The organism is Bacillota bacterium, from assembly GCA_013177945.1.
GTDB lineage: Bacteria > Bacillota > DSM-12270 > Thermacetogeniales > Thermacetogeniaceae > Ch130.
In genome coordinates this window covers 258285-271429 of record JABLXW010000001.1, presented here as the reverse complement: position 1 = coordinate 271429, position 13145 = coordinate 258285, and the positions used below count along the sequence as shown (strand labels likewise).

The window sequence follows — 13145 nt, the reverse complement described above, 5'->3', positions numbered from 1 at the left end:
CTGTTAACATGCAGCTATCTTAGATCCTCGGGTTTGATGGTCATGAGTTCTTCTCTGGTTAAGCGCGGTTGTTTAACAAGGCGCACCGCCTGCCGGCGGATCGCCTTTTCAATTAAATTTCGCACGAGGCGGGCATTTCCTTCGTACCGGCTCCCCTTCCCTACCTGCTGCTCAAGGATGATTCGGAGTTCTTTCCGGGCATCCGGTGACAGGTGGTACTGGCGCTTTTTGAGCATGGCCTCTCCAATTCTAAAAAGTTCTTCTACGGTGTAGTCGGGAAAATCAATATGAATTGGAAAACGCGAACGGAGCCCCGGGTTGCTTCTCAGAAAGAACTCCATTTCCTCCTTATACCCGGCCAGAATAAGGATGAGATTATCTTTTTGATCCTCCATTGCCTTTACTAAAACATCAATACTTTCTTTTCCGAAATCTTTTTCTCCACCCCGAGCCAGGGAGTAGGCCTCATCAATAAATAAAATTCCGCCCAAAGCTCTCTTGATTTGTTCCCGGGTTTTCTGCGCCGTATGTCCAATATATTCACCCACCAGATCCGCCCGTTCTACTTCAATCAGATGGCCTTTTGTCAGGACCCCAATTGCCCGGAAAAGTTTTCCAATAATCCTGGCTACCGTTGTTTTGCCGGTCCCCGGATTTCCTTTAAAAACCATGTGGAGAACCAGGGGGTCCGCACACAGCTTTTCTTTAATTCTTTTCTTCTGGATTTCAACATAGGCATAAATTTCAGAAACCAGATTTTTTACTTCGGACAACCCGATTAACCCGTTTAGTTCCTGGAGAATTTGTTCCGGTCTGGGCTGGCTGCCGTTGCTGGGATGGGAAAGATTTAGTGAACCAGTCAGAAAGGGTTGCGGCTGGATTGCCCCTCCCCCTTTTCTAAACTGGAACTTTAAATCCACACGACTTCCACCTCTTTGCCCTTTTTTCTCTGAAACATTATACGCCTTCCCAGAGTAGAACGTGTTATCAGCAGACGAGCAGGACAAGGAGGCTAAACAAAAGAAGGGATGTTTCTCGCATCCCAGGGCGGGCCAGCAACCGGCAACATGTTTTTCTCTAAAAATAAAGTCCTCACCGATCGGAGTTTCGGTTTAGCTCGAAAGAAAGGTTAACGGGTCTCAAAGGCATTACCGTTGAAATTGCATGTTTGTATACCATTTGCTGTTTTCCTTCAACTTCAAGGATGACCGTAAAATTGTCAAACCCCCGGATAACCCCTTTTAATTGAAAACCGTTGATAAGGTAAATGGTTACCGGTGCACCTTCTTTGCGGACCTGATTTAAAAAAAAATCCTGTAAATTAATCTGTTGTTTGGTCATTTTTTTACCTCCAATCGGGACTACAAGATCGGAACTGCAAAACTTTACCATGTCTTATTCTACACAAACGGGAATACTCCTGCAAATGTAGCTTCTGATTTCATCTAAAGTTTCTTGTTTGAGGGTTTCTCCTTGAAGAAAAAACCACTTAATTCTGGGGTCGCGGCGAAACCAGGTTAATTGTCTTTTTGCGTAGTTTCTGGTTGCCTTCTTTGTCAGGGCGATAGCGGTTGCAAGGTCGTAATCTCCTTTTAAGTAATGGATTACTTGTTTATAGCCCAGGGTTTGAAAGGGTTTTAATTCCGGGTTATATCCCCGGGCCAGTAAAGATTTTACTTCATCCACAAGCCCCTCGGCAAACATTTTATCAACCCGTTTTTCGATTCTCTGATAAAGCTCAGAGCGGCTTCTGTTTAGTCCTACCATGGCCAACAGGTAGGGGGAGGAGCACTTTCCCGCTTTCTGATAGAAAGAAATGGGTTTTCCGGTTAAGTAATAAACCTCCAGGGCCCTTGTAATCCTGCGGTAGTCATTGGGATGAAGGCGGAGGGCCGTAGGGGGATCGATTTTTTTGAGTTCTTCATAAAGCTCGGGACCTTTTCCCTCTGCTACCTTCTGGTTGAGCATATTCCGGATCTCTTTGAGCCCTTTTATTTTTGGAAACTTGTAGCAATCATCTATCACTGCCTGAATGTAAAGACCAGTTCCCCCCACGAGAAAAGGAAGTTTTTCCCGCGCTGCAATTTCTTTGATTTTTTCCCGGGCCAGGTGCTGAAATTGAGCAACGCTGAAATCTTCATCCGGTTCGAGAAAATCAAGGAGGTGGTGAGGAACACCTTTTTGTTCTTTTGGGGATAATTTTGCCGTTCCGATTCTGAAGTATTTGTATACCTGAACAGAGTCGGCAGAGATGATTTCGCCATTTAAATTCAGGGCAAGCTCCACAGCTATTTTTGATTTACCGACTGCAGTTGGCCCTAGAATTACGACAAGCGGCGCCACCTTGCTTCAATACTTCCCTCCGGGAACTCCAGGATAGCGGCAAGCTATTTCAGGTATAAAGTATAACCCGGGAAAAGGGTTTATTCAATTTGAATCTCACAGTCCTTTTCAACAAAAAACTGGTAGTAAATATCGTGCGGTTTATCCTGAAGGTAGACAAAATCCAGCCCCTGCGGATTTTTAATCCTTTCTTGATAGTAGCCTCTTGCTTCCTCCTGGCAGTTTAGACAGGCCTGCCATGGAATTGCAACCGCAAAGATGGTCCTTGTTGTTCCGTAGGGGTACATCCCCCGGGAAGTGATCATCTGGTAACCGGGGCAGGTTTTGCACAGGCGAATTTGCTCCCATTGCTGTTCCCTGATATGATCCGTATCGTAGTAAATTGATCTCTTCTGTTCGTAGAAATCACCTTCGTGAAATTGTTTTTGCTGCCCTAACGATGTCCTGTTTTTCCAGATTTCTTTCAGGTATTCGACAAGTTCTTTGATATAGACCATTTTCTCCGGGGGCTGGATAAAGTTTTCTTTTCTGTAATCCGGTTCCCGAACGTAAGAGTAGTCCAAACCAGCCATGGCAAGAACAATTCCCGTATTCACATAGGGAAGGGCGGACTCGATGGCATAACCCCCTTCAAGAACTGCAAGGTCCGGCTTCAACCGGGCATTGAGCCGGGCGTAACCCTGGGCGGTAAAGCGCATATTGGCCAGTGGATCTGTATAGTGGTTGTCCTGCCCTGCCGAGTTGACGATCAACTCGGGCTGGAAGTCATCGAGAACCGGCAGGACCAACTCCTCCAGTACGTAGTGAATTCCTTCATCTGTGGTGCCCGGCGGGAGGGGAATATTAATTGTGGCACCAAAGGCCCTGGGTCCTCCTAATTCGTGGGTAAAGCCAGAGCCGGGGTAGAGGGTTCGGCCATCCTGATGGAAGGAGATGAAGAGAACATCCGGGTCGTGGTAATAAATATCCTGGGTCCCGTCGCCGTGGTGGACATCGGTGTCTACAATGGCGATTTTTCGGATTCCGTATTTTTTCCGGAGATACTCGATCATGATCGCCTCATTGTTGATGTTGCAAAATCCCCGATTCCCGTGAACAACCCGCATGGCGTGGTGTCCGGGCGGGCGCACCAGGGCAAATCCGTTTTTAATTTCTTTGTTCATTAAGGCATCGGCAAGAACCAGGGTTCCCCCTGCTGCAATGAGGTGCGCCTCGGTAACCTGGGCCCTGATTTCCGGGACGCAGAAGTGAACCCGCGCAATATCCTTAAAAGTCGCAAGTCTTGCCTTGTATTCGCAGATTTCCGGGAGGTCCATGATGCCCTCTTCGAAAAGCTGGTCCTTTGTATAAAGCAGCCTTTCCTCCCGTTCAGGGTGCGTGGGAGAAATCGCCCAGTCAAAAGCAGGAAAAAATACCAGACCGGTTTTTTCAGGCATTTTGTTCCCTTCTTTCCAGCCAGTCTTCTAGAATACCGGGAGGAAACTGGACACAGATATCGTAAAGCCTCCCCGTAGTTGTCCACCCCCGTACCATATTAAACATTTCGCTGTAAACCAGTTCCGGTTCTTCTCCCGGTGGGATCCCCAATTTTTCCCCTTCCTGCCTAAGCCACTTAAAGGCCATCTCTTCTGCGTCGGCTAACGAAAGTTGCCCCTTGACTCCAAGTTTTTCCTGGACTCCGGTTTCTTCGATAAAATAAAAGTTTCTTTCGGTGTCAAAATGGAACGTCAGCCGGAGGGTTACCTTTGCAAGAGCGGCACCGATGGCATTGGCAACCTCTGCGTAGGGGGGAACAAGCGCCCGGCATCCCATTTCTTTTCCTAAGAGGGGCAGGATTGCAGGTGCTGAGGCACCGATCCCGACTACATTTTGGGGTCTGATTTTCTGTTTTTGAAGAAGCTCCCAGATCCGGTACGCGGGTTCCTCTTCCCAGGCCAGGAACATCTCGTTAATTTCCCTGGCAATGCGTTTGACCATAAGCTCGATTATTAAAGCGGCTGTTTGCTCGGCTGGCAATTTTAATTTGCTTCCCAGTTTGTTCATTGCTTCCCGGGCGCGTTTTTCGTCCCCGATCGTGATCAATCCTGCAACCCGCATGGCATCTGTTGGAGTGGGTTGGGGGCCTCCCAGGCAGTATGCGGCCCCCGCTCTTTGCGGCAATATTTCCAAAGAGGAATCCGGGCCCACCTGAACTACGCTGTCACCTCCCAGGGCTACAGATTTTGTTGCAAAGGCCCTCACATGTGTAAGGTGGTTGTTGATCCGGGCACCCCGGGAAGCCAGCAGTGGTTTCCCTGATAAAATGAGTGCAAGGTCTGTGGTTGTACCCCCAATGTCCAGAACAACAGAGGTCTGACCGCTGGGAGTCAGTGCCAGCACCCCCAGAGTGCTAGCTGCGGGGCCGGAAAAAATGGTTTCAACGGGTTTCAAAAAGGCCTGAGCAAAGGGCAGGGTTCCTCCATCTGCTTTCAAAATATAAATCGGGGCCGTAATTCCCCGTTGCGCCAGAACTTTTTGGATCTGAGAGTAGAATTCCTGAAACCTGTTTTGCGTTGCAAGTGTGAGGAGGGAGGTTACCACACGGCGCGGGAAGTTCAGGCGCCCGGAAACCTGGTGTCCCATCACGGTTTGAATCTCAGGTGCATGCTGCTTAAAATAAGAAGCAACTGCCTCTTCGTGGTTTTTGTTTCGTTGCGAAAACTTTCCCACGATAGCCACGCGCTTGATGCCCCGCGCTCTGACGGCCTCAAGGCATTCTTTTATTTCTTTCTCTTTAAGGGGTTCGATCTCGCGGCCGCGGTAGTCAATTGCTCCCGACAGGATAAAAGTGTCCGGAATATTAAAATTATACGTATTTGGGTTCAGGCCCGGCCCCGGGATCAAAACCAGGGCAACCGGATCGATATTTCCTGTTGCAATTAAGTTGGTGATTAAGGTGGTGCTGAAAACGATTCGATCAATTTGATTGTTTTTTGCAGCCTTGAGAAGGGGTTCCAGTGCTTTCAGTAAAGAAGTCAAAAGGTCGTCCGGTATTGTAGGGGTTTTGATTTTTTCCAGGACTTGTTCCTGTTTGAGCAGCACAGCATCTGTATAGGTGCCACCTACATCGATGCCAATTATCATTAATCTCACCCCTTCCGGAACTTGTTTTTGGTTTCCTGGGTTCCTGGACTTGTGCTGCCGTGCGGGTGTCCTTTGCTAAAAAAGCCGTTTGCGATCAGCACGAGCGAATTCCCGGACTTCGCAACTTAACTGGTCGGAGCGAGATCCCTGCACAAGGAACTCCCTTTACATGCAGTCTGGGCTCTGGCATTCGGAACAGGCCGATGGAGAACAGGAGCCTCCAGAAAGGATCTGGTTGATAATTGCGTTCACCTGCTGTAAAATTTTTTGGAAATTTTTCTGGGCCGAAAAATAAGCTTGAAGTGCTTTATTTTCTTTCATTTTTTCCTGTACCTCGCCGAATTTCTGCCAGTCATCTTCGCTTACTTCAATTCCTGCTTCCTGTAATTTTTGAATTTTTTGCTGCTGTTTTTGAAAATCCCTGATTAAAGCCTGGGCTTCGGGATCCTGATCGAGGTTTATTTCCGCCGCCCGCAAAATCGTTGTTTCTTCGCACTCCAAAAGCGCATATCCTAATTCCTGAGCCTTCTGAATTACTGACAAATTAATCACCTCCTGGGTTATATACTACTTAATTCTTGGTAAAGGCAAAGACTCCTCTTTTTCTCTGATTTTAATTAATGAGCCGAGCAGCGTCCATGTTTGGGCACATTCAATTTTTACCTCTACAATTTTTCCTCTTAAATTTTCTTCCCCTTCGAAGACCACGATTTTATTGGTTCTTGTTCTTCCGCTCCAACGGTCAGGATTTGTTTTGCTTTTCCCCTCAACTAAAACCTCCCAGATTTGGCCTTCCAGAATCCGGTTGCGGGCCAGGGAAATCTGGTTTTGGATTTTTGCAAGCTGACTTAAACGCGCCTTTTTTTCTGGAAGAGGAACCTGTTCTTTCATGTCTGCGGCAGGTGTTCCGGGGCGCGGCGAAAACATAAAAGTATAAGCCGCGTCAAATTGAATTCTCTCCACGAGATCGAGCGTTTCCTGGAAATCTTCCGGTGTCTCCCCAGGAAATCCCACGATTAAATCTGTTGTAATGCTTGCAGCGGGAATTACTTCCCGTATTTTTTCGGTCAGGCGGAGGTACTGCTCCCTTGTATAACCCCGGTTCATCTTTTCAAGGATTTTATTGCTTCCTGCCTGGAGAGGAAGGTGGAAGTGTTCACAGACTTTTTGGGAATTTGCGATTGTTTCAATCAGTTCGTCGTTAAAATCCCGGGGGTGGGAGGTCATGTAGCGGATCCTGGCAAGCCCCGGTATTTGATCGAGCCTCCGCAAGAGTGCGGCAAAATTCACATTCCCCGGAAGATCTTTGCCGTAAGTGTTTACATTTTGACCTAAAAGCATAACCTCGAGGTATCCCTGCTTTGCCAGGTTTTCAACCTCTTCAACAATTTCTTCCAGCGGGCGGCTTTTCTCCCTTCCCCTTGTATAAGGAACGATGCAGTAAGCACAGAAATTGTCGCAACCGTACATAATCGTCACATAGGCTTTTACAGGGCTTGCATAACGGGCCGGGAGCAGCCCGGGTAACTCCTTGTTTTCAATCCCCAGTTCAATTACCTGGGATTTTGTTTGCTCTGCCTTTTTGATGAGTTCGGGCAGTTGGTGAAAGTTTCTTGTTCCGAAAAGCACATCGATATAGGGAGCTTCATTGCGGAAGAACTCGATGATTTCAGGATTCTGGGTCATGCACCCCCCCACCGCGATCAGGATTCCCGGCCTTTTTTTCTTCTGGTGCTTTAAATTGCCTAAAAAACCCAGGGCCTTTTGCTCTGCGCTTTTTCTTACAGAACATGTATTGAGAACAATTAAATCGGCTTCTTGAGGACTGTCGGTCCACTGGTAGCCACTATTTTCTAAAAGGGCGCACATGATTTCCGAGTCGTGTTCGTTCATCTGACAACCCCAGGTAATGACTGAGAATTTTTTTTGCCGTTCCTGGTGCATTTTTGATCTCCTTTGCTGAATATTATTAAATCGCACTTTCACCATTGGTTATTATACCAAAAATTAAAGTGCGGCCAAAAAAGCCCCGGAAATCATTCCCCGATTAATTCCCTGATGTAGTTGATTAGAGTATTCGTTGTTTCTACATCTCCCATTGCCATGATATGGATGCCGTCTACGTATGAATAGACTTCAGAAATGAATTTACAGGCAATGTCGACTGCTGCTCTTTCGGAGCGCGCAAGGGCTTCCAGCACCTCCGGTGGGATATAGATGCCCGGAACGTTTTTATTCATGAATTCCGCCAGTTTTAGGCTCTTTAAGGGCATGATCCCCATCAGAACCGGAATTTTGAAATTTTTAACCCGTTCCATAAAGCGGATGGCCTTTTCAACGTGAAAAACCGGTTGCGTCTGGATAAAGTCGGCTCCTGCCTCCACCTTCTGTCGAACCCGTTCCACCTCTGCATCCAAATTTTTTGCAGCGGGCCGGGCTGTTGCTGCAACGCAGAAACAGGTTTGACCCTTAAAAGGTTTTTCGTTATAGTCCACCCCCCTGTTCATCTTTTTGATCAGTCTGATCAGGTCAAGTGAGGTGTAATTGTAAACCGCCGTCGAAGGGTAGGGTCCGTGTTTTGGGGCATCTCCCGTTGTTGCCAGAAGATAGCGGATTCCCAGGGCGTGGGCGCCAAGCAAATCTGCCTGGGTGCCGAGCAAACTGCGGTCTCGACATGTAAAATGAGGAATGGTCTCAAACCCCGTTTCTTCCTGAATGATATGCGCCAAGCTTATCGAATTGATCCTTAACCTCCCGCCCGGGCAATCATGAATGTTGATCCCATCCAGGGAAGGTTGATAAGACCTGGCGTTGTTGATAGATGTTTGGACATCAACTCCTTCAGTTGCACCCAACTCCGTTGTAATCACAAATTTTTTGCCCAACTTCTCTTTAAGCTTCACCAGTTTCTCCTCCCCCACTAATAATTTTTGAAATTTCAGGCAGCAAGAGGGCCGACCAGGATTCCATGCAGGGTTGATAAGAAGAGAGCCGGGAAACCGGGACAAAGCTTCCTGTAAGTTTCCCCTTTTCTTTAATTTCTGCTTCGGCCGAGGAACACGTGACGAGAAAAACGAGTCCAAGATGGCATTTTCCCACCCCGGTTTCTTCGTCGTTAACGATTCCCAGGAACCGGTGCGAATACGACCCCTTTAAAAAGATCTCTTCCCTTAATTCCCGGTTCAAATTTAGCGCTATGAGCTCTTTAAAACTTCGTGCCGGACCCGGGTTGATATGACCACCCAGACCCAGGGAATGTTTGAACAGCAATCTTTTCTCAGAGGATGCGTCTATACGCTGGTAAAGAAAAACAGAGTTCTGATGCGTGAGCACCAGATAGGTAATAATCTGCTTGTAATGGGGTTCTTTTTCTGCTTCATGGCGGGGGATAAAAAAGCTTCCGGCAGCAATCCGTTTGATTAATTTCCAGTTCCTGCCTCTCTGGAAGCCTTGTAAAATAGCCTGGCCAGAAAAAAGAAAAGACTTGGGTACAACGAGGACTTTTTCGCGCAACAGTTTCCCCCTTTTCCTTTTGTAATTGAACTTATCTTTTCGCTTTAAATTTAAAAATTCCTACCCACCTGGGCTGGCCTTTTAAATAAAAAACCCTCCGGCTGAGAGGAGGGAGCTTTTTTAAAGAGGTTTTGCTCCGGCTATACTACGACGCGATATAAAGTTGCGAGATGTTTGTGGATGGCTTTTTCGTAAAGCTGCGTATATTCCTGGGCGGAGCGTTCCCAGGAATAATCGGCTTTCATGGCATTGACCATTAACCGGCGCCACTGTTCGGGCCGTTCCCGATAAATGGCAAGGGCGCGTTTGATGGCTTCCAGAAGCGCTTTTGGCTCATAAGGTTTAAATGAAAAACCATTTCCCGCTCCCTTCTTCTCATCGTAATCCTGAATGGTATCGGCAAGGCCGCCGGTGGCGCGGACGATGGGAATGGTGCCGTACCTTAAGCTGATTAACTGGGCAAGGCCGCATGGTTCAAAGCGCGATGGCATTAAAAACATATCTGCTCCGGCGTAAATTTTCTTGGCAAGGATTGGGTTGAAACCCAGGTTGATCGCGGCCTGCTGGGGGTATTTCATTTTAAATTCCGCAAACAGCTTCTGGTAATAATCGGCCCCGCTTCCCAGGAGGACGAACTGGATTCCCAAAGCCATCATTTCATCAAAGATATCAGCGATCAGATCAAGTCCTTTCTGGTCCACGAGACGGGTGACAATCCCAATAAGGGGTGTATTTCCTGCAGGCAAACCCATTTCCTTTTGGAGGGCGTATTTATTATCTCGCTTGAGGTCGACTGTTTCAATATTGTAATTCTTGGAGATATGAGGGTCTGTTTCCGGGTTAAATTCTTCGTAATCGATTCCGTTTAAAACACCGTATAGATCCTGAGCCCGTTTTCGGAGGAGGCCGTCAAGGCGCTCTCCATATTCAGGAGTCTGGATTTCCAGGGCGTATTTCTTGCTTACGGTGTTGATTAAATCTGCATAAAGAAGCCCCGCCTTCATAAAGTTTATTTCCCCGTAAAATTCCAGGCGTTCCGGAGTGAAAAATTCGTCCCCTAACCCGATCAACCTCAAGGCGTGTTTGGGAAAAAGCCCTTGATACTGCAAATTGTGAATTGTAAACAAGGTGGCAATCCTCTGGTAGAAGGGGTCTTCGGTATATTTTATCTCCAGGAGCAAGGGGATCAGGCCGCACTGCCAGTCATTGCAATGAATCAGGTGCGGCTGAAAGTCGATGCGAGGGAGCATTCCAAGCAAGGCCTTCGAAAAAAAATTGTATCGTTCTGCTTCATCCGCAAAGCCGTAGATTCCGTCGCGATAAAAGTATTTATAGTTGTCGATTAAATAAACGGGGATCTCACAGTTTCTCCCCTTTAAAATTGTTTGCCGGATAATACCGGTTTCTAGATGGTGATCCATTTCAACAGGATAGTCTGTTAAATAATCCCCTTCGTTAATCTGTTTATATTTCGGTAAAACAATTCTCACATCATGCCCTAACCGGGCAAGAGCTTTCGGAAGAGAACCCGCAACATCTCCAAGACCTCCTGTTTTTGCGAAAGGTGCTACCTCTGAAGCTGCGAAGAGAATTTTTAACCCTTTTTTAGGCACTAAACCGTCTCTCCCTTCTTTCAGGTTTTTATATTTGTTTCTCTTAGATATTTTGCTGCCGCCTCCGGGGATGTGGGGTTGATGTAAACTCCTGTTCCCCACTCAAACCCTGCTACCGTGGTGAGGCGCGGCAGGATTTCTAAGTGCCAGTGATAATAGGGAACCTCTGTATATCCGGCGGGAGCCGTGTGAAGCAGGAGGTTATAAGGAGGATGATCTAACGAGGAGATGATCCTTTGCATGGTTTCTTTTACAATTGAGCTTAACTGTTTCAATAAAGAATCGTCCAGCGCTGAGAAGCTTGCCTGGTGCCGCTTGGGGAGAATCCAGGTTTCAAAGGGGAAACGCGAGGCAAAGGGGCAATAGGCAAGAAAACCTTCGTTTTCGGCAATAACTCTGACATTTTTCTTTAATTCCTGGTGATTTATTTCGCAGTAAAGGCAGCATCCTTTTTCCTCAAAAAAGTCTTGGGCCCCCTTTAGTTCTTCTTCGATTACAGGAGGAATCAGCGGTGTCGCGATGAGCTGGCTGTGGGGGTGCTCTAAAGAGGCTCCTGCTACTGCCCCTGCATTTTTAAAAATCTGGACGTATTTGATTATCTCCTCTTTCATCAACGCATTATGGCGTTCCTGCCAGGCGCGAAAAATTTCCTGAAGCTGATGAAGAGAGTGTTTCTCCAGAGAGGCGTTGTGGTCAGGGGATTCGATGATTACTTCATGGTAACCGATACCTTCCATTTTGACGAAAAAGTTTTGTTCAGGCGAACCCTGTGTTTCGTCTTTTTGAAGCGCGGGAAATTTGTTGGGAATCACCCGGATCCACCAGCCGGGTTCATTTGAGTTTGTTCCAGGTTCGCGAAAGGCCATAATTTCAGGTGGTGTTTGATTTTCATTTCCTTTGCAAAAAGGGCAGGCTCCCCCACTTTTTTCATTCTGTTTGACGCGGAAATCCGAAGGTCTTTTACTTCGCTCGGTAGCTATAATAACCCATCTTTTGGTAATGGGTTCCTGTCTCAATTCAGGCATTATTTTTGTTTTCCTCCTTGTTTTCGAAAAAATTTCTTACTTCAGTTTTTTCTCTCCTGCTTTGTTTTATGCAGACAGGGAATTCTTAAATTAAAAAGCCCTCTTCTTTTTGAGGTGGCTCAAAATTTTCCGTTAGTCCAGGCATTATGTAGAGCATGGGATACCGACCTCAATACGACCTCAATATCAGTATATCGTGGGTCGAGAAATTAATGTGAATAAATTTAATTATAATGGTTAAAATGATGAAAGGAAGGTCTCTCAATCCTGTTAAGTAAGTGGTCATTACTTAAATAGCCTGACCAGCGAAAAGACTGGGAGACCTTCCCCTTTTATTTGCTTTTAACAGGGAGACGCGGCGTTAACAAGAGCACCTCGGTGACGGGATAAGAGTTAAAAAGAGGACTTGTGTTTCGGCTTAATTCTCGATAGAGGGTTTTGATTAACTCAAGACAGGCGTTCTGCCGGAAGCGAAGAGAACAGTTGTTTTTTTGGCATTCGCGTCCCAAGGCCTGGTTCAGGATAATTTCCTCTTCTTGAAGGCGAAGCCAGAAAGCTGCCCAGCGCTTTGCTCTCGAATCTCGCCATAAGGAAACCTCGGGGCAGAGAAATTGGCGGCACACGGTATTGCGGTAGAGGATGGGAAGCCGGCAGCCAATTTCCGGGTGATGAAAACGGCAGTAGCGGCGTCCATCCACTCCCTTGATAGCTTTAACTTTTAAATAATTGTCTCCAATCTCTGCATAGGGGCTTTTGAGTAAACTTTTAAGGAAGCCGATGCTGTTGTTGTTCAAAAAGAATCCGATGTCGGTAAGCAAAAAAACAGGGCTGATTTTACAACAGCCATGAACCCGGTCCCGGGGGCACCTGCTGCACATGTTGCATTCAATGCTGCTCCGGAGACCTGCGTTGTGAAAAGTGACCTCGATTGCCTCCATCAAAACTCTTCTCCCAAGCCGGGAGGTGTGGACTCTGCCCTTTCAATCCTAATGATTTCTCATGAAATTGTCAACCTAAAATTTTTTCTTCGTCCTCCTTTGTCTTTTCCGTTTTTTCCTCAGGGTAGTAAAGGAGTCCCAGGTGGCAGAGGATGGGAGAACTGTAAAGGGCAAGAAAGATGCAGACAACGGCCACCAGGGTTAAAAAATAAAGCCCTAATCCGATTGCCATTCCCAGGCCTGCTGTAACCCACAGATTGGCTGCAGTTGTTAATCCTCTAATGGTTCCCCGATCTTTCCAGATTACTCCGGCTCCCAGAAAGCCGATTCCGGTAATTATCTGGGCCGCGATCCGGCCCGGGTCCATGCGAAAACCGCTTATGTACGGCAGGTTCTGAAGTCCGTAAGCGCTGATGATCATGAAAAGGGTGGCTCCGATGCATACCAGGGAGTAGGTTCGAATTCCGGCGGGTTTTTGCTGTTTTGTGCGCTCGTAACCGATGATTAACCCCACCAGGAGGGAAATTAACATTCTGATTATGATCTCCTGGTAAGAAAGCAAATTCCCTCCCTCCCCTCTCCGGTAGTCT

The 13145-nt window shown here is 47.0% G+C and carries 13 protein-coding genes; all 13 read right to left on the bottom strand.

Going from position 1 to position 13145, the window contains the following annotated elements; all coding sequences use genetic code 11:
* Nucleotides 1-14: 14 nt before the first annotated feature.
* Nucleotides 15-920, bottom strand: coding sequence for a stage V sporulation protein K (gene spoVK / locus HPY58_01400; GenBank protein NPV28316.1), 906 nt, complete (start codon nucleotides 918-920; stop codon nucleotides 15-17).
* Between the two features lie 172 nt (nucleotides 921-1092).
* Nucleotides 1093-1341 carry an RNA chaperone Hfq gene (gene hfq, locus HPY58_01395; GenBank protein NPV28315.1) on the bottom strand — a complete coding sequence of 83 codons (249 nt, stop codon included), beginning with the start codon at nucleotides 1339-1341 and terminating at the stop codon, nucleotides 1093-1095.
* Between the two features lie 54 nt (nucleotides 1342-1395).
* Nucleotides 1396-2343, bottom strand: a complete 948-nt coding sequence (gene miaA / locus HPY58_01390) for a tRNA (adenosine(37)-N6)-dimethylallyltransferase MiaA (protein NPV28314.1) — start codon at nucleotides 2341-2343, stop codon at nucleotides 1396-1398.
* Nucleotides 2344-2423: 80 nt separating this feature from the next.
* Entirely contained in the window at nucleotides 2424-3779 is a 1356-nt protein-coding gene (locus HPY58_01385) for a histone deacetylase (protein NPV28313.1), read from the bottom strand.
* Nucleotides 3772-5466, bottom strand: coding sequence for a hydantoinase/oxoprolinase family protein (locus HPY58_01380; protein NPV28312.1), 1695 nt, complete (start codon nucleotides 5464-5466; stop codon nucleotides 3772-3774). The genes HPY58_01385 and HPY58_01380 overlap by 8 nt, the downstream gene beginning before the upstream one ends.
* 165 nt (nucleotides 5467-5631) lie before the next feature.
* Nucleotides 5632-6009, bottom strand: coding sequence for a YlbF family regulator (locus HPY58_01375; protein NPV28311.1), 378 nt, complete (start codon nucleotides 6007-6009; stop codon nucleotides 5632-5634).
* A 24-nt stretch (nucleotides 6010-6033) separates the two neighbouring features.
* Nucleotides 6034-7410 (bottom strand): tRNA (N6-isopentenyl adenosine(37)-C2)-methylthiotransferase MiaB, encoded by a 1377-nt coding sequence (miaB, locus tag HPY58_01370; protein ID NPV28310.1) that lies wholly within the window; start codon nucleotides 7408-7410, stop codon nucleotides 6034-6036.
* Nucleotides 7411-7502: 92 nt separating this feature from the next.
* Nucleotides 7503-8369, bottom strand: a complete 867-nt coding sequence (locus HPY58_01365; GenBank protein ID NPV28309.1) for a 5,10-methylenetetrahydrofolate reductase — start codon at nucleotides 8367-8369, stop codon at nucleotides 7503-7505.
* Complete coding sequence (locus HPY58_01360) at nucleotides 8359-8979, bottom strand: hypothetical protein (protein ID NPV28308.1); 621 nt, start codon at nucleotides 8977-8979, stop codon at nucleotides 8359-8361. Before HPY58_01360 ends, HPY58_01365 begins: the two co-directional genes overlap by 11 nt.
* Nucleotides 8980-9119: 140 nt before the next feature.
* Nucleotides 9120-10592, bottom strand: coding sequence for a glycogen synthase GlgA (glgA, locus tag HPY58_01355; protein ID NPV28307.1), 1473 nt, complete (start codon nucleotides 10590-10592; stop codon nucleotides 9120-9122).
* Nucleotides 10593-10612: 20 nt separating this feature from the next.
* Nucleotides 10613-11617, bottom strand: coding sequence for a galactose-1-phosphate uridylyltransferase (galT, locus tag HPY58_01350; GenBank protein ID NPV28306.1), 1005 nt, complete (start codon nucleotides 11615-11617; stop codon nucleotides 10613-10615).
* A gap of 332 nt (nucleotides 11618-11949) precedes the next feature.
* A complete protein-coding gene (locus HPY58_01345; protein ID NPV28305.1) occupies nucleotides 11950-12555 on the bottom strand; it encodes a hypothetical protein in 606 nt (201 codons plus the stop codon).
* A 70-nt stretch (nucleotides 12556-12625) separates the two neighbouring features.
* The gene (locus HPY58_01340; protein ID NPV28304.1) at nucleotides 12626-13117 is read right to left on the bottom strand and encodes an MgtC/SapB family protein; all 492 of its coding nucleotides are present in this window, start codon (nucleotides 13115-13117) and stop codon (nucleotides 12626-12628) included.
* Nucleotides 13118-13145 lie beyond the last annotated feature (28 nt).